This window comes from Pseudomonas sp. PAMC 29040 (assembly GCF_003994535.1).
In the GTDB taxonomy this organism is placed as follows: Bacteria; Pseudomonadota; Gammaproteobacteria; order Pseudomonadales; family Pseudomonadaceae; genus Aquipseudomonas; species Aquipseudomonas paraversuta.
The window spans coordinates 54611-71675 of the sequence record NZ_RZAA01000015.1 but is presented as its reverse complement, the minus strand read 5'-3'; the positions used below and the strand labels follow the sequence as shown (position 1 = coordinate 71675).

17 protein-coding genes are annotated in these 17065 nt (G+C 59.9%); 12 read left to right on the top strand and 5 right to left on the bottom strand.

The window, feature by feature from the left end:
- Positions 1-6 precede the first annotated feature (6 nt).
- On the bottom strand, positions 7-963 hold the full coding sequence (locus WG29040_RS22620; RefSeq protein ID WP_010657256.1) for a DUF1853 family protein: 957 nt from the start codon (positions 961-963) through the stop codon (positions 7-9).
- A gap of 104 nt (positions 964-1067) precedes the next feature.
- Between WG29040_RS22620 and WG29040_RS22615 the strand changes: the two genes are divergently transcribed.
- The 6 genes from WG29040_RS22615 (at position 1068) to pepN (ending at position 7632) form a co-directional block, all read left to right on the top strand.
- The gene (locus WG29040_RS22615) at positions 1068-1958 is read left to right on the top strand and encodes an NAD(+) kinase (RefSeq protein ID WP_003444785.1); all 891 of its coding nucleotides are present in this window, start codon (positions 1068-1070) and stop codon (positions 1956-1958) included.
- Positions 1958-2929, top strand: a complete 972-nt coding sequence (locus tag WG29040_RS22610) for a metallophosphoesterase (protein ID WP_127196911.1) — start codon at positions 1958-1960, stop codon at positions 2927-2929. The genes WG29040_RS22615 and WG29040_RS22610 overlap by 1 nt, the downstream gene beginning before the upstream one ends.
- Positions 2926-3804, top strand: a complete 879-nt coding sequence (locus WG29040_RS22605) for a rhomboid family intramembrane serine protease (protein ID WP_003444782.1) — start codon at positions 2926-2928, stop codon at positions 3802-3804. Before WG29040_RS22610 ends, WG29040_RS22605 begins: the two co-directional genes overlap by 4 nt.
- A 70-nt stretch (positions 3805-3874) precedes the next feature.
- Positions 3875-4135 carry a YeaC family protein gene (locus WG29040_RS22600; protein ID WP_003444780.1) on the top strand — a complete coding sequence of 87 codons (261 nt, stop codon included), beginning with the start codon at positions 3875-3877 and terminating at the stop codon, positions 4133-4135.
- A complete protein-coding gene (locus WG29040_RS22595; RefSeq protein WP_010657258.1) occupies positions 4132-4962 on the top strand; it encodes a DUF2797 domain-containing protein in 831 nt (276 codons plus the stop codon). The genes WG29040_RS22600 and WG29040_RS22595 overlap by 4 nt, the downstream gene beginning before the upstream one ends.
- A gap of 12 nt (positions 4963-4974) precedes the next feature.
- On the top strand, positions 4975-7632 hold the full coding sequence (gene pepN / locus WG29040_RS22590) for an aminopeptidase N (RefSeq protein WP_127196910.1): 2658 nt from the start codon (positions 4975-4977) through the stop codon (positions 7630-7632).
- A 63-nt stretch (positions 7633-7695) separates the two neighbouring features.
- On the opposite strand, the gene WG29040_RS22585 is transcribed toward pepN, so the two are convergent.
- The gene (locus WG29040_RS22585) at positions 7696-8412 is read right to left on the bottom strand and encodes a FadR/GntR family transcriptional regulator (RefSeq protein ID WP_003444772.1); all 717 of its coding nucleotides are present in this window, start codon (positions 8410-8412) and stop codon (positions 7696-7698) included.
- 152 nt (positions 8413-8564) lie between these two features.
- Positions 8565-10301 (bottom strand): IlvD/Edd family dehydratase, encoded by a 1737-nt coding sequence (locus WG29040_RS22580; RefSeq protein WP_127196909.1) that lies wholly within the window; start codon positions 10299-10301, stop codon positions 8565-8567.
- A gap of 190 nt (positions 10302-10491) precedes the next feature.
- On the opposite strand from WG29040_RS22580, the gene WG29040_RS22575 reads away from it, so the two are divergent.
- The 4 genes from WG29040_RS22575 to WG29040_RS24390 all read left to right on the top strand — a co-directional run bounded on the left by WG29040_RS22575 (position 10492) and on the right by WG29040_RS24390 (position 13671).
- Positions 10492-11814, top strand: coding sequence for an MFS transporter (locus WG29040_RS22575; RefSeq protein WP_003444769.1), 1323 nt, complete (start codon positions 10492-10494; stop codon positions 11812-11814).
- 80 nt (positions 11815-11894) lie between these two features.
- Positions 11895-12194 (top strand): DUF5629 family protein, encoded by a 300-nt coding sequence (locus WG29040_RS22570; RefSeq protein ID WP_003444766.1) that lies wholly within the window; start codon positions 11895-11897, stop codon positions 12192-12194.
- Positions 12184-13356, top strand: a complete 1173-nt coding sequence (locus WG29040_RS22565; RefSeq protein WP_127196908.1) for a lactonase family protein — start codon at positions 12184-12186, stop codon at positions 13354-13356. Before WG29040_RS22570 ends, WG29040_RS22565 begins: the two co-directional genes overlap by 11 nt.
- A 141-nt stretch (positions 13357-13497) precedes the next feature.
- Positions 13498-13671, top strand: coding sequence for a hypothetical protein (locus WG29040_RS24390; RefSeq protein ID WP_165878381.1), 174 nt, complete (start codon positions 13498-13500; stop codon positions 13669-13671).
- Between the two features lie 310 nt (positions 13672-13981).
- On the opposite strand, the gene WG29040_RS22560 is transcribed toward WG29040_RS24390, so the two are convergent.
- Together WG29040_RS22560 and WG29040_RS22555 are read right to left on the bottom strand one after the other, a co-directional pair.
- Positions 13982-14734 (bottom strand): anti-sigma factor, encoded by a 753-nt coding sequence (locus WG29040_RS22560; protein WP_127196907.1) that lies wholly within the window; start codon positions 14732-14734, stop codon positions 13982-13984.
- Positions 14731-15237, bottom strand: a complete 507-nt coding sequence (locus WG29040_RS22555) for a sigma-70 family RNA polymerase sigma factor (RefSeq protein ID WP_003444741.1) — start codon at positions 15235-15237, stop codon at positions 14731-14733. The genes WG29040_RS22560 and WG29040_RS22555 overlap by 4 nt, the downstream gene beginning before the upstream one ends.
- A gap of 184 nt (positions 15238-15421) precedes the next feature.
- Between WG29040_RS22555 and WG29040_RS22550 the strand changes: the two genes are divergently transcribed.
- Together WG29040_RS22550 and WG29040_RS22545 are read left to right on the top strand one after the other, a co-directional pair.
- Entirely contained in the window at positions 15422-16504 is a 1083-nt protein-coding gene (locus WG29040_RS22550; protein WP_127196906.1) for a catalase family peroxidase, read from the top strand.
- Positions 16501-17040 (top strand): cytochrome b, encoded by a 540-nt coding sequence (locus tag WG29040_RS22545; protein WP_003444739.1) that lies wholly within the window; start codon positions 16501-16503, stop codon positions 17038-17040. The genes WG29040_RS22550 and WG29040_RS22545 overlap by 4 nt, the downstream gene beginning before the upstream one ends.
- The last annotated feature ends 25 nt before the right edge of the window (positions 17041-17065 follow it).

Genomic DNA, 17065 nt, shown 5'->3' with positions numbered 1-17065 from the left:
GATGTGTCAGTTTTCAGGGGTTCCGGGCAAATTTGGCCATAGATCGGCCACCAGAAACAGCCGCTCAGCTTCTTCCCAGTCACCTTGGGGGCTTTCTGTGAGGCGTACCAGCAGCTGGGCCGGGGCCTGGGGGTGCAGTTCGTCGAGCCAGACCTGCAGCTGTTGCCCGCTCCAGATGCCCTCCGGGCCATAGTGCGCCGGGGCGAGCCAGGCATGCCGGGGCAAGGGCTGCCAGCAACCGGCAGCGCTTTGCCCGATAAACGCAGGCCAGTCACTTTGATGCAGCCACCTGCCACGCAAGTGCTGCGGGTTGGCGCCCAGTGGTGGCCGAGACTGGCCCGGCCACGGGTACAGCAGGTAGCCCCCCAGCCACATGTGGGCGCTGAAGGTCTGTACATCCAGCCCGGCGAGAATTTCGCGGCTTTCAGGGCGCTGTGACATGGGTAATTGATGCTGGCTGAAATGCCTGAGCTTGCGGTCCAGCCGGTCATTGCTGCCGGGGCCCAGCCACTGGGCAGGATCACTGCCATCACCTTGCTGTGGACCGAGGTAGAGCTTGATCGCCAGTTCCAGGTGATGTACGCCGTCGCGATCACGCAGCACCATGTCCAGCTCGCCCAGGGTATGCCCACCCAGGCGGATCGGCAGGTTGGCGGCGATCAGTTCGACTCCCGGCGCGTGCTGTACGGCAAACTGCCACAGCCGCTCATAATAACGGCCCAGTCGGCGGGTGGTGGCCAGTGCCAGCCATTGCTGCAAGGGCTCGCTGTTGCTGTCCAGAGCCCGCAGCCAGCGTTCCAGCTGCTCGGGGGCCTGGACCCAGGCGCTGCCGGCCAGGGGGTGGCGCTGTGGCCAGGGGGTCTGTTCAAGCATGGGCGGAGCGAGAATCACCCACGCCAGATCACGCACCTCGGGGTGACGCAATTGGCGGGGCAGGTTGAGCAAGTCGGGGAAGAGGATCATTGTGCGAGCATAGCTGTTTGCACACTGACTGAAAGGGTTTTGTCTATCGTCCCGTTTCGCCCATAATCGCTGTTTTCGCACGCCTAGAACCTTGCAGGAGCCTCATGGAGCAATTTCGTAATATCGGCATCATTGGTCGTTTGGGCAGTTCACAGGTGCTCGATACGGTTCGCCGACTGAAAAAATTCCTGCTTGAGCGGCACATGCACGTGATCCTCGAAGACACCATTGGTGAGGTTTTACCCGGCCATGGCCTGCAAACCTCATCGCGCAAAATGCTCGGTGAAGTGTGCGACATGGTGATAGTGGTCGGTGGTGATGGCAGTTTGCTGGGCGCGGCCCGGGCGCTGGCCCGGCACAATGTCCCGGTACTGGGGATCAACCGTGGCAGCCTGGGCTTCCTGACCGACATCCGTCCCGACGAGCTGGAAATCAAGGTCGCCGAAGTGCTCGATGGCCACTATCTGGTTGAAAACCGTTTTCTGCTGCAAGCTGAAGTCCGCCGCCACGGCGAAGCCATTGGCCAGGGCGATGCCCTGAACGACGTGGTACTGCACCCCGGCAAATCAACGCGCATGATCGAATTCGAACTGCATATCGACGGCCAGTTCGTCTGCAGCCAGAAGGCCGACGGCCTGATTGTGGCCACTCCCACCGGTTCAACCGCCTACGCCATGTCGGCCGGTGGCCCGATCATGCATCCCAAGCTGGATGCCATCGTCATAGTTCCGATGTACCCGCACACCCTCAGCAGCCGTCCGATTGTGGTGGACGGCAACAGCGAGTTGAAAATCGTGGTGGCCAAGGACATGCAGATCTACCCGCAAGTGTCCTGCGACGGCCAGAACCATTTCACCTGCGCGCCGGGTGACACCATCACCGTCAGTAAAAAAGCGCAGAAACTGCGCCTGATTCATCCGCTGGACCACAACTACTACGAAGTGTGCAGGACCAAACTCGGCTGGGGCAGCCGTTTGGGCGGCAGGGCTGACTGATGCTAGATCCAGCGCGCAGTTACGATTTGATCGGTGACGTGCATGGCTGTGCTCATACCCTTGAGCACCTGCTGGAGCGTCTGGGCTATCGCAAACTCGCCGGTATCTGGCGACACCCGCAACGGATGGCGGTGTTTCTCGGTGACATCATTGACCGCGGCCCGCGCATTCGCGAGTCGCTGCATATTGTGCATGACATGGTCAGGACCGGTCAGGCGCTGTGCCTGATGGGCAACCATGAATTCAACGCGCTGGGCTGGTGTACCCCGGCACCTGCGGGCAGTGGCAAGCTGTATGTGCGCGAACATACCCCGCGCCATGCCCGGTTAATTCACGAAACCCTCGAACAATTCGCCCCGTATCCAGACGAGTGGCGCGAGTTCGTGCAGTGGTTTTACGACATGCCGCTGTTTGTCGACGCCGGTCGTTTCCGGGTAGTGCATGCCTGTTGGGATGCCCGGGTGATTGCAACCCTGCGCGGGGAATTTCCCGATGGCTGCATTGACCAGCCGTTTCTGCAGGCCGCAGCCATGCCTGAAAGTTTCGCCAACCTGAGTTTCAACCGGCTGTTGCGCGGTACCGACATGCGCTTGCCGGACGGCATGACGCTGACTGGCGGCGATGGTCTGACGCGGGCGTTCTTTCGCACCAAGTTCTGGGAAGACGACCCTAAAACCTACGGAGACATTGTGTTCCAGCCTGATGCACTGCCCGAGCGCGTGGCGCAAAAGCCGCTGTCCAGCCTTGAGAAGGATACGTTGTTGCGTTACGGCAGCGATGAACCGCTGTTGTTTGTCGGTCATTACTGGCGCAGTGGTAATCCGGCACCGATCCGCCCCAACCTGGCCTGCCTGGATTACAGCGCGGTGCTATACGGCAAGCTGGTGGCTTATCGCCTTGATCAGGAAACCCGGCTCGATCCGAACAAGTTCGTGTGGGTAGATGTGGAACGCCCGGAGGCGATTCAATGAGTGCTGTTGCTGTTTTACGTTTGCCGCTGTCTACCGATCTCAGCGGTTTTGTGCATTTGCTCAAGCGCATGCAAGTGCCGCATAGGGTCAGTGAGGAGGCGGGGGAACTGGTGTTGTGGGCCCCCGAAACCATTGCCGATGATGTGCGCAGCCTGTATCAGCGTTTTCCGGCAGGTGACCCCGAGCATGAACTGCCCATAGTCGAGCGTCCGCCGGCCATGGCCCGCCCGGGGTTCGTCCAGCAGGTGCGCGACAGCCCGGCAACGGCCATCGTTCTCTTGCTGTGCGTGATAGTGGCTGCCGTGACGCAACTGGGGGACAACCTGTCGACCCTGAGCGCGCTGACGTTTGTCGATTTCAGCATTCACGGGCAGTACATCCAGTTCACACCTTTGTCCGATAGCCTGGCAGCGGGGCAGTGGTGGAGATTGTTCACGCCGATGCTGATCCACTTCGGTTTTCTGCACATTGCCATGAACGGCATGTGGTACTGGGAGCTGGGGCGACGGATTGAAATGCGCCAGGGCAGCATCAACCTGATCGGCCTGAGCCTGCTGTTCAGCCTGGTCTCCAACTTCGCCCAATACCTGTTTGGCGGCCCGAGCCTGTTTGGCGGGTTGTCGGGGGTGTTGTACGGCCTGCTGGGGCATGTCTGGATTTACCAGTTGATGGCGCCCAACCCGATGTATCACCTGCCTCGCGGAGTGCTGGTAATGATGCTGGTGTGGCTGGCGCTGTGCATGTCGGGGCTGGTGTCGATGATAGGTTTTGGCCAGATCGCCAACGCGGCCCATGTCGGCGGCCTGTTGATCGGTTGCCTGACCGGCCTGCTGGGCGGCCTTTGGGCCCGGCGCAAAGCTGTTCAAACCCTGTAGGAGCAAGCTTGCTCGCGAGCAAGCTGGCCCTGCGGCTAAAAGTTAATTTTCAAAGAGCGGAAACAGAACCATGTCCTCTTTCAACGAAATGATTCAAAACATCACTCCCGAGATCTATCAGAGCCTGAAACTGGCCGTTGAAATCGGTAAATGGGCCGACGGCAACAAGCTCACTGCCGAGCAGCGCGAGCTGTCGCTGCAGGCGATGATCGCCTGGGAAGTCAACAACCTGCCCGAAGAGCAGCGCACCGGCTACATGGGCCCGCAAGAGTGCAGCTCGAAATCGGCACCCGTACCCAACATCCTGTTCAAGTCGGATGCTATCCATTGATTGAAATTGGTCGCGGTGCAATCAGCAAGATGTCGGCAAGTTTAGAGACGCCGACCGTTCAATATGCGTTTCGTCTGGGCGATACCGAGCTGCCGGTCAATCCTTTGATCGGCACCCGGTTGCGTCTGGAATACCTGGGTGAGATCAACTGCACTCACTGCGGGCGCAAAACCAAGAAGAGCTTCAGCCAGGGCTATTGCTACCCGTGCATGACCAAGCTGGCGCAGTGCGACATGTGCATCATGAGCCCGGAGCGTTGCCATTACGATGCAGGCACCTGCCGTGATCCGTCGTGGGGCGAGCAGTTCTGCATGACCGACCACGTGGTGTATCTGGCCAATTCTTCGGGGATCAAGGTCGGCATCACCCGTGCCACCCAGTTGCCGACCCGCTGGCTCGATCAGGGCGCCAGCCAGGCGCTGCCGATTGTGCGAGTGGCCACCCGTCAGCAATCGGGTTTTGTCGAGGACCTGTTTCGCTCGCAAGTGGGCGACCGTACCAACTGGCGCGCACTGCTCAAGGGCGATGCCGAGCCGGTGGACCTGGTGGCGGTGCGCGAACAGTTATTCGAGAGTTGCGCCGAAGGCATACAGGCCTTGCAGGAGCGTTTCGGGTTACAGGCGGTCCAACCCCTGGCGACTGCAGAACCCGTTGAGATCCGTTACCCGGTGGAGCAGTATCCGAGCAAGATCGTCAGTTTCAACCTGGACAAAGATCCGATCGTTGAAGGCACGCTGATGGGGATCAAGGGTCAGTACCTGATCTTCGACACCGGCGTTATCAATATTCGCAAATACACGGCCTATCAGCTGGCCGTGCATCAGTAAAAGGACTCCAGCATGCGCACCGAACAACCGCAGATGATCTACCTGAAGGACTATCAGGCGCCCGAGTATCTGATCGACGAGACGCACCTGACCTTCGAGTTGTTCGAGGACCACAGCCTGGTCCATGCGCAACTGGTGATGCGCCGCAACCCTGCACGTGGTGCGGGTTTCCCGGCACTGGAACTGGACGGTCAGCAACTGCAGCTGTTGTCGGTCAAGCTCGACGACGCCGAGCTGACGGCGGCTGATTACCAGCTCACCGACAGCCACCTGATTTTGCACCCGAGCACCGAACATTTCGTAGTCGATACCAGCGTCAAGATCCACCCCGAATCCAATACCGCGCTGGAAGGCCTGTACAAGTCCGGCACGATGTTCTGCACCCAGTGCGAGGCCGAAGGCTTTCGCAAAATCACCTACTACCTCGACCGCCCGGATGTGATGAGCAAGTTCACCACCACCGTGGTGGCCGACCAGCACAGCTACCCGGTTCTGCTGTCCAACGGCAACCCGATTGCCAGCGGTCCCGACGAAGACGGCCGGCACTGGGCAACCTGGGAAGACCCGTTCATGAAACCGGCCTACCTGTTTGCTCTGGTGGCCGGAGATCTGTGGTGCGTTGAAGACAACTTCATCACCATGACCGACCGCACTGTGGCGCTGCGTATCTATGTCGAGCCGGAAAACATCGACAAATGCCAGCACGCCATGACCAGCCTGAAGAAGTCCATGCTGTGGGACGAAAAAACCTACGGCCGCGAATACGATCTGGATATTTTCATGATCGTGGCCGTCAATGATTTCAACATGGGCGCGATGGAGAACAAGGGCCTCAACATCTTTAACTCCAGCGCCGTGCTGGCCCGTGCCGAAACCGCCACTGACGCCGCGCATCAGCGGGTCGAGGCGATTGTTGCCCACGAATACTTCCACAACTGGTCGGGCAACCGCGTGACCTGCCGTGACTGGTTCCAGCTGTCGCTCAAGGAAGGCTTCACGGTATTCCGTGACTCCGAGTTCTCGGCCGACATGAACTCGCGGGTGGTCAAACGCATTCAGGACGTGGCGTATCTGCGCACACACCAGTTTGCCGAAGACGCCGGCCCCATGGCCCACGCCGTGCGCCCCGAGAGCTTTATCGAAATCTCCAACTTCTACACCTTGACCGTGTATGAGAAGGGTTCTGAAGTGGTGCGCATGATCCATACCCTGCTCGGCGAAGCAGGCTTTCGCAAAGGCAGCGACCTGTACTTCGAACGCCATGATGGCCAGGCCGTGACCTGCGATGACTTTATCAAGGCCATGGAAGACGCCAACGGCGCCGACCTGAGCCAGTTCAAGCGCTGGTACAGCCAGGCAGGCACCCCGCGCCTGGCGGTCAGCGAGCACTATGACGCAGCACAGAAAACCTACAGCCTGACGTTCGCCCAAAGCTGCCCGGCGACTCCGGACAAGGTTGAGAAACTGCCGTTTGTGATTCCGGTGCAGTTGGGCCTGCTGGATGCCCGGGGCGCAGAAATCGCGCTGCAACTCAAGGGTGAACCGGCGGCTTGCGGCACCAGCCGCGTGCTATGCGTAACCGAGGCTGAGCAAAGCTTCACCTTCGTTGGCATCAATGAGCAGCCATTGCCTTCGCTGCTGCGCGAGTTTTCGGCGCCGGTCAAACTGCAATTTCCATACAGCCGTGACCAGTTGATGTTCCTGATGCAGCATGACAGCGATGGTTTTAACCGTTGGGATGCCGGTCAGCAACTGGCCGTGCTGGTACTCCAGGAATTGATTGGCCAGCATCAGCGTGGCGCAGCGCTGGTCATGGATCAGCGTCTGGTTGAAGCCTTGCGCACCGTGCTGGGCAACCAGCAACTGGATCAGGCGATGATTGGCGAAATGCTGTCGCTGCCGGGCGAAGCCTATCTCACCGAAATCAGCGAAGTGGCCGATGTAGAAGCCATCCACGTGGCCCGTGAGTTTGCCCGCAAGCAACTGGCCGATAGCCTGTTTGACGGCCTGTGGGCGCGCTATCAGAGCAACCGTGAAGTGTCGAAAGTCACGCCGTATGTGGCCGAAGCCGAACATTTTGCCCGTCGCGCGTTGCAAAACATCGCGCTGTCGTACCTGATGCTCAGCGGTAAACCCCAGGTGCTGGCCGCGGCACAGGAGCAGTTCGAACACAGCGACAACATGACCGAGCGCCTGACGGCTCTGGCAGTACTGGTCAATTCGCCGTTCGAGGCTGAAAAGGCCGCGGCGCTGGCCAGCTTTGCCGATCAGTTCAAGGACAATCCGCTGGTCATGGACCAATGGTTCAGTGTGCAGGCGGGCAGCGGTTTGCCAGGTGGTCTGCAGCGGGTTAAACAGTTGATGGAGCACCCGGCCTTCAACATCAAGAACCCGAACAAGGTACGGGCTCTGGTCGGTGCCTTTGCCGGGCAGAACCTGATCAACTTCCATGCGGCGGATGGTTCGGGGTATCGCTTCCTGGCGGACCTGGTGATTGAGCTCAATGGCTTCAATCCGCAGATTGCTTCGCGGCAACTGGCGCCACTGACCCGCTGGCGCAAATACGACAGCGCCCGTCAGGCGTTGATGAAAGCCGAACTGGAGCGCATCCGCAGCTCGGGCGAGCTTTCCAGCGACGTGTTTGAAGTGGTCAGCAAAAGCCTGGCCTGATCCGGCCTTCGGTTGTAGGAGCGAGCTTTTTAAACAGCTCGCTCCTACAGGTTCAAAGATGCGTCAGTGCGTCTGTCCCAACACCACATCCAGCGCGGTGCGCGCATCGTCCAGCTGCACCAGGGTGGCATGCCGGGCGCCGAGGGCGTCGTGGTTTTCTATCGCGGTCAGAATCGCCTTGTGCCTGGGCAACGCCAGTTCGTGCAGGTTAGGCCGGCGATTGGAGTGCTTCAACGCTTCACGCAAGGCCAGCGACAGCATGTTGCACAGGTTGGACAACAGGTCGTTATGGGTCGCGTCGGCGATCCGGCTGTGAAAATCCAGATCAGGTTGCAGCAAGGCTTCGGGGGTTTGAGCATGCTCCATGCGCTCATAAGCCTCGCGGATCGAGGCTATCTCATCTTCGGTGGCATGCTGGGCGGCGAGGGCGGCAACAGCGGGCTCGATAATGCTGCGCACACTGGTCAGCAAGGCAAAAAACTCGTTTTGCGGTGAGCTTTGCATCAGCCAGTGCAGCACATCGGGGTCGAGCATATGCCATTCACGGCGCGGCTTGACCACGGTGCCCACCCGCGGCCTGGAATACACCAGGCCCTTGGCCACCAGCACCCGCGTGGCTTCACGCAATACCGGGCGGCTGACGGCATATTCTTCGCACAGCAAGGCTTCGGCGGGCAGCTTGTCATCGGGTTTCAATCGGCCGGAAACAATCTGCATGCCGAGTTCCTGAACGATGCGCGCGTGCATGCTTTTGCGTTCGGAGGGCTGACGATAATCCATTGGGCGCGGGTCGGTCCTGTGGCTGAAAAGCGCCGATCATAGCAGGCGCAGGTTTTACAGGTGGCACAAAACCTGATGGGCAAAGGTCGAACAAGCTGCAGGAGCGAGCTCTTCAGCTGGCTGGAGAAAAGCTCGCTCCTGCAGGGCCGGGGTTAGTGGGAGTGGCGCGGCACTTCGGAGCCGCGGCAACCCACCAGGAAGTCAAAATCACAACCTTGATCGGCTTGCATCACGTGGTCGATATAGAGCTGGCGGTAACCACCGATCAGCAGTTTCTGTGGCAGTGGAATATCGGCCAGACGGGCCGCCAGTTCTGCATCCGGGATATCCAGATGCAGGCGCCCGCCGGCGCAGTCCAGTTCGATCCAGTCACCTTCCTGAACCGCCGCCAGAGGCCCTCCGGCTGCCGCTTCCGGTGCCACATGCAAGACCACGGTGCCGTAGGCGGTGCCGCTCATGCGGGCATCGGAGATGCGCACCATATCGGTCACTCCCTGGGCCAGCAGCTTGGCAGGCAAGCCCATGTTGCCGACTTCGGCCATGCCCGGATAACCCTTGGGCCCGCAGTTTTTCATCACCAGGATCGAGTCGGCAGTGACTTGCAGATCCGGATCGTTGATGCGCTGCTTGTACATGTCGAAGTTCTCGAACACCACGGCCTGACCACGATGCTTCATCAGCGCCGGGGTCGCCGCCGATGGTTTGAGCACGGCCCCCAGTGGTGCCAGATTGCCGCGCAGCACGCAGATACCGCCATCGGCCACCAGCGGGTTTTCGATGGCACGGATGACTTCGTCGTCACCATAAATCGGCGAGTTCTTGACGTTTTCCCACAGACTCTTGCCATTGACGGTCAGGGCGTCCGGGTGCGGGATCAGGTTGTTTTCCCCCAGTCGGCGCAGTACCGCAGGCAGGCCGCCGGCATAGTAGAACTCTTCCATCAAGAAGCGCCCGGAAGGCTGCAGATCAACCAGGGTCGGGGTGCCGCGGCCGATGCGGGTCCAGTCGTCCAGCTCCAGATCGACGCCGATGCGTCCGGCGATGGCTTTAAGGTGGATCACCGCGTTAGTCGAGCCGCCAATGGCGGCGTTGACCCGAATCGCATTCTCAAAGGCTTCTCTGGTCAGCACCTTGGACAGGCGCAAGTCCTCGCGAACCATTGCCACGGCGCGCATGCCGGACATGTGCGCCAGGACATAGCGCCGTGAATCCACCGCAGGGATCGCCGCGTTGTGCGGTAACGAAGTGCCCAGGGCTTCGGCCATGCAGGCCATGGTGGAGGCGGTGCCCATGGTGTTGCAGGTGCCTGCCGAGCGTGACATGCCGGCTTCAGCGGACAGGAACTCGTCAAGGCTGATATTGCCGGCCTTATAGGACTCGTGCATTTGCCAGACGATGGTGCCGGCGCCGATATCTTTGCCCTTGTGCTTGCCATTGAGCATCGGCCCGCCGGTGACCACGATGGCCGGCACATCGCAACTGGCTGCGCCCATCAACAGGGCCGGGGTGGTTTTGTCGCAGCCGGTCAGCAGCACTACGCCATCAATCGGATTGCCGCGAATCGCTTCTTCCACGTCCATGCTGGCCAGGTTGCGGGTGAGCATGGCAGTAGGGCGCAGGTTCGACTCACCGTTGGAAAACACCGGAAACTCCACCGGAAACCCTCCGGCCTCGATCACACCGCGTTTTACGTGTTCGGCAATGGTGCGGAAGTGGGCGTTGCACGGGGTCAGCTCTGACCAGGTGTTACAGATGCCGATGATCGGCTTGCCCTGGAACTGATGGTCGGCAATGCCCTGGTTCTTCATCCAGCTGCGGTACATGAAACCGTTTTTATCTGCGCTGCCAAACCATTGGGCGGAACGCAGTGGAGGGGTTTTGTCAGACATTGCGGCCTCTCTTATTGTATGACTAATTTATTTTCTGTGGCAGAACTTAGCGCTAAATGGCTCTGTTTGGAAGTGTTGTTGGGTAAATAGTATTACTATATAGTCCGATTCAACTGAGAGCTGATCCTGGCATTTTCCCGCCTGAGGCCACTCCAGAGGTGCCATAACAAAAACAATGGGAGACCGTCACATGAGCCAGGAATCCGGGCTTATCCGCCGCATCACGCTAAAACTCATTCCGTTTCTGATCCTGCTGTACCTGATTGCCTATGTGGACCGCTCTGCCGTGGGCTTCGCCAAGCTGCATATGGGCGCAGACATCGGCATAGGCGATGCGGCCTACGGCCTGGGTGCCGGGTTGTTCTTTATCGGTTACTTCTTGATGGAGATCCCCAGCAACCTGATGCTGGAGCGCTTTGGCGCCCGGCGCTGGTTCGCCCGGATCATGCTGACCTGGGGCGCGATCACCATCGGCATGGCCTTTGTCCAGGGGCCGCAGAGTTTCTACGTGATGCGCTTTTTGCTCGGTGTCGCCGAGGCAGGCTTCTTTCCTGGCGTGCTGTACTACATCACCCAGTGGTTCCCGGTGCGCCATCGCGGCAAGATCCTGGGCCTGTTCATCCTCTCGCAACCCATCGCCATGATGATCACCGGCCCGGTGTCCGGCGGCCTGCTGGGCATGGACGGGGTGCTGGGGCTGCATGGCTGGCAATGGTTGTTCATTGTCATCGGCATGCCGGCCATCCTGTTGACCTGGCCGGTACTGCGCTACCTGCCGGACGGCCCGCAACAGGTCAACTGGATGACCCGGGACGAGAAGAGCTGGCTGCTGGGGGAGCTGGAAAAAGACCTGCAGCAATACGGCCAGACCCGCCACGGTAATCCGCTGCATGCTTTGAAAGACAAGCGGGTGTTGCTGCTGGCGCTGTTCTATCTACCCGTCACCCTGAGCATCTACGGCCTGGGCCTGTGGCTGCCGACGCTGATCAAGCAGTTTGGTGGCAGCGATCTGACAACCGGCTTCGTGTCCTCGGTGCCCTACATCTTCGGCATCATCGGCTTGCTGATCATTCCCCGCAGTTCGGATCGCCTGAATGACCGTTACGGTCACCTGGGCGGCCTGTATGTGCTGGGGGCGATCGGTCTGTTCCTGAGTGCATGGCTGACGGTTCCGGCACTGCAACTGGGGGCTCTGTGCCTGGTGGCTTTCTCGTTGTTCTCCTGCACGGCGATTTTCTGGACCTTGCCCGGGCGCTTTTTTGCCGGTGCCAGTGCTGCCGCCGGGATAGCCCTGATCAACTCGGTGGGCAACCTGGGCGGCTATATAGGACCGTTCGTGATAGGTGCGCTCAAGGAACACACCGGCAACCTGGCGTCGGGCCTGTACTTCCTTTCGGGGGTGATGGTGTTCGGGCTGTTGCTGACGGTGGTGGTGTATCGCACCCTGGAGCGCAAACATGCGCTCAAGCCCGATGAGTTTGCCGCCAGTGCCCGTCCGGCTAGCGATCATTAATCAGCCGCCAGAGCTATTCATCCATGGGTTAGTACGCAGGTTTGACCTATCATTACGCCTTTCCAACAGGTGATAGATTAATGAGCGATTCAAACCAGACCTTGCGTGCAGCCCTTGAAACCAGTGACATGCTGGAAATTGACGGGCTGCATGCCTGGGATTTTTCTCTGGACGATGTGCAGTTGCTCATCAAGTGCATGGATGGTCGTGCCGAAAAGCGTTGGAGCTTCACTCTCGCACAGCTGGATGCAGCCGTGTTTGACGAAGCATTGAAAAGCTGGACCCTGACCGGCGACTCGGGTGAGCACCGCCTGGTTTGCCTCAGCGCATTTAGCGCGAGCAATGACGACGATGACACTGAGGTGGTTGATGAAGTTTAAATGGTTACCCTTGTTGATGGCTTCAAGCATTGGCGCCATGTCGGCGCAGGCGGCCTTCGGGTCTGAGGTCGAGCTGCTGGTAGGGTCCTATACCCAGGGCAAGAGCCAGGGGATTTACCGTTTACAGTTCGACAGTCAGAGCGGGCGGCTCACCCCCGAGCCGCTGCAAGTGTTCAAGGCCACCAACCCTTCGTGGCTGACTTTATCTCGGGATCAAAGCCGCCTGTTTGTGGTCAATGAAAACGGGCAGGGCCAGGCCGATGTGGTGGGGCGTGTCAGCAGTTTGTCGATCGATCCGAAAACCAATGAGCTGAACCTGATCAACCAGGTCAAGACCCTGGGCGAAGAGCCGACCCATTCCAGCCTTAGCGGCGACGAGCGCTACCTGTTTGTTGCCAACTACGGTGTGCACGCCGATCCGGGCGGCAGCCTGGCGGTGGTGCCGATAAACGCCCGGGGCGAGTTGCAGTCTGTGACCCAGATGAGCAGCCATCCGGCCAGCCGGGTAAACCCTGAGCGCCAGATGTCGGCACACGTGCATTCGGTGGTGTCTTCACCGGACGGCAAGTTTGTATTCGCCAGTGACCTGGGGGCCGACAAGGTTTTTGTCTACAAGTACGATCCGGCGGCCAACCCAGAGCATCCTTTGGTGGCTGCCGACCCGGCCTATGTCGAGTTGCCGGCGGGTAGCGGTCCGCGTCACTTGTTATTCTCCAAGGACGGCAAGCACGCGTACCTGACCACTGAAATGAGTGCCCAGGTGTTTGTGTTCGACTATGCCGACGGTCAGCTCAAGCAGCGCCAGGCACTGGAACTGGCCCACGGCCAGCCAGCGCAAAATCGTGCCGCAGGTGCGGTGCATGCGTCGCCGGATGGCAAGTTTCTTTACGTGAGCAACCGCGGCAAGGCCAATGAAATTCTGGTATTTGCAATCAATCCGGCGAACGGTGAGCTGAGCGAGATTCAACGCCGTTCGGTGGAGGGAGACCATCCCCGGGAGTTTGCCCTGAGCCCCAACGGCAAGTTCCTGTTGATCGCCAATCAGATGAGCAATGCCATCGTGGTGCTGGAGCGCGACCCGCAGACCGGCAAGCTGGGTAAAACCCTGCAAACCCTGGCCATGGATGCGCCTTCAGATCTGAAATTCATCAAACGCCCGTAATCAGGGGCTTGCAGCCCTCTATTAATCCTGCTGATAGAGGCTAGTGCTGCAATGAATTTCTGCGGGATGACCCTTGGCGTTAAGTTGGTTCCACGGCCTGAAAAGGCAAGCAAGCCAACTGAATCGTCGAGGGTTACCGCCATGAATTTCAATCTTTTCTCCGTGATTGCTGCTTCCGCCATCTCTGCCACCGTGGCCCTGCCTGCCAGTGCCAGCGTGCTCATGAGCGACAAAAAATCCCCCAGCTATACCCAGAAGTACCTGCAGCAAAGCGCTAACTTCTACGCCGCCCTGGACCATAAAACCCAATCCTGAAAAGACCTGCCCCCCCTTGTAGGAGCGAGCTTGCCTCGCGAGCTTTTCAGCTTTGCCGGGAAGAGCTCGCTCCTGCAGGGCTCAATAAATATTGAGCTTTTATTCGCGGCTACAGGTTGTGTCCTGTTTCGAGCAATTCTGTGGTTGGGCCGTCTGCCGGGCCGACCATGGCGTAGTTGTAGCCTGAAATGAGCTGCTCCCCCTTGTAGGAGCGAGCTTGCCTCGCGAGCTTTTCAGCTTTGCCGGGAAGAGCTCGCGAGGCAAGCTCGCTCCTGCAGGGGCTCAATAAATATTGAGCTTTTATTCGCGGCTACAGGTTGTGTCCTGTCTCGAGCAATTCTGTGGTTGGGCCGTCTGCCGGGCCGACCATGGCGTAGTTGTAGCCGGGCCCGGACCAGTAGTCCGCCTGCAAATCGCCATCGCGCCGGCTGCCCCGTGGTAACAGGTTGTTTTGCGGGCCGGGCGGGCGGATGTAGAAGCTGATGTGCTGGCCCTGGCCATTCTCGTACAACACCATCGCCGCACCGCCCTGATCGGTGGTCAGCAATCGCCCGCTGACCGGCCGGAAGCCCGCACCGCTCAGGTCCGGCAAGCGTTCGGCCTGATTGAAATAACCATCTATCCAGCCCTGCATGTCATTGCTTTGCTGCACCTTGTAGTCGGCCGGCAGAAAGCCCTGCAGCGCAAACATGCGATGGGCTGCCAGTGCATCGGTCATGGGCAAGCCAGCGGAGCCCTGAGTGATTTGCCGGGCTTGCCAGCCGCCGACGCCGCCGATGCTCACGGCGATTAACAGCACTGCCGCTGTTGCCCACTGGCGACGTGACTGGCGGTGCAATCGCTGGCGTATGGCTACGGGGTCGAGTGCCGGATTTTCCGGCTGCTGCAGGCTTTGCTGCAACGCCGTACGCAACACCTGAGCGTCCCGCTGCCAGGCTTGCACCCGGGCAGCGACTTCAGGGTTGGCCTGCAGATACTGCTCAACCTGGTGGCGTTCAGCTTCGCTGAGCGCGTAATCGACATAAGCGTGCAGGTCACGCTCACTGGGCGGGGTGGTGATCATTTCAATCTCCGCAGGGCAGGGCGGGTGATTTCGCCTTCGCTGAGTTGGCGCAAGGCCTGGCGTGCGCGTGACAGACGCGACATCACGGTGCCAATCGGCACCTCCAGAATGTCGGCCACTTGCTGGTAACTCATGCCCTCCACCGATACCCACAGCAGCAGCGCCCGTTGCTCGGTGCCCAGGCGTTCGAATGCCTGCAACGTCGACTGCGCGATGACTGTGCGTTCGGTTGAGGGCTGAGTGTCATCGCGCCCGGTAAAAAATTCGAGCATGCGGGCATAGCGCCGCGAGCGCCGATGGTTGTCGACAAACTGGCGATACAAAATAGTGAATAGCCAGGCCCGCAAATCGCCTTCGGGACGTTTGCTCGCCACGCTGGCCAGTGCCCGTTCCAGGCAGGTTTGCACCAGATCGTCGGCATTGCTGGAGTGGCGTGTCAGCGACAGGGCAAATCGCCTGAGGCGCGGGATCAGTTCGCGCAGTTGCTCGTCAAAGGGTGACATTGGGACCTGCAAGGCGTTGGTCTGTTAGTCGGGGTCATCAGCATGCAGACGACCAGGATTGATGGTTATTCCCGAGGAGCAAAAATAAATGCCTGAAAAACTTTCCTCTACCGCGGGAATAAGCCGGTCCGGCCTTCGTCTCATAGGCAATCCACCTGACGGCCCCGTGGCCCTGGAGTTTTTTATGGTAGATCAATTGCCGCCCGTGCGGCCTGCCAAGCCACCGTTGAGCCCGGCCAGTGTGATGCTGCGTCTGGCCGGGATCGGTGTTGTTGTGGTGGTCATGGCCGGGGCGTTTTATTACGTCAACGGCACGCTGGATTCCCAACGCCTGCGCCCTAAAACCCTGGTCAATGCGCTGGAGCACAACAACGGTGTGTATCCGGGGTACCGACGCAACCATGCCAAGGGTATCTGTGTGGTGGGGTATTTCCAGAGCAACGGCAATGCCCAGGGTTTGTCCCGGGCCCAGGTTTTCGAGGACGGGCGCACCCCGGTGGTGGGGCGCTTTGCCTTGCCCAGCGGCAATCCGTACGCGCCCGACAGCAGTGTGCCGATACGCAGCCTGGCGCTGCGCTTCACCGAGGCCAACGGCCAGCAATGGCGCACGGGCATGAACAGCATGCCGGTGTTTGCAGTGGGCACCCCCGAGGCGTTCTACCAGATGCTGCAAGCCGGCGCGCCGGATCCGGCAACCGGTAAACCCCGGCCCGGGGCCATGCCCGGGTTTTTTGCGGCGCACCCTGAATCAGCCCCGTTCCTGCAGTGGGTCAAAACCGCGAAGCCATCAGCCAGCTTCGCCACCGAAAGCTATAACGGGATCAATGCGTTTTATCTGGTCAATGCTGCCGGGCAACGTCAGGCCGTGCGCTGGGGCGTAGTACCTGAAGGCCAGGATGCCCCGGGCGCCACGGCGCCCGATGATGCTGACTATCTGGAACAGGATCTGACCCGGCGCCTGGCCGCAGGGCCGCTGAAATGGCAGCTCAACCTGACCCTGGCCGAGGCCGGTGACCCGGTCAATGACGCCAGCAAGGCCTGGCCTGCCGGGCGCAAGGTGATCAACGCCGGCACCCTGGTGTTGCAACAGGCCGAGCAACAGAACTCGGGAGAATGTCGCGATATCAACTATGACCCGCTGATCCTGCCAAGGGGCATTGAACCTTCGGATGACCCGTTGCTGGCGGCACGTTCGGCGGCCTATGCCAGTTCGTATCTGCGGCGCACCAGTGAAGTCGATCAGCTTTCCCAGGAGAAACGGCCATGAGCGCTCCAGTCTCACATTTCGCCCCGGTGGCGCGTTTTCTGCACTGGTTGATGGCGGTGATGGTTATCGCCATGTTGTTTATTGGTGCGGGCATGGCGGCATCGGTGTCCGAGCGCCATGAATGGCTGTTGAATCTGCACAAGCCTCTGGGCATTGCGATACTGCTGCTGGTAGTCGTACGCCTGTTTGTGCGCTTTTCAACCCGCCAGCCAGGGTTGCCGGCGGATCTGCCGGCGGTCCAGGTATTGGCGGCCAGGATGTCCCACCTGTTGCTGTACGGGTTGATGTTCTGCTTGCCGATTGTGGGCTGGGCGATGATTTCGGCAGCGGGTGATCCGGTGATGCTCAGCAGTTCCTTGCAGCTGCCCGGGATAGTGCCGGCCAGTCCCGGCACCTTTGCCTTTTTGCGCAAGGCCCATACCTACCTGGCGTATTTGCTGTTTTTTACCGTATTGCTGCATTTGGCGGCGGCGTTGTTCCATGGCTGGATTCGCCGGGACGGGGTGCTGCAAAGCATGGTGCGCGGTAAGGACTGACGTTGCCCTTGAAGCCTTGTAGGAG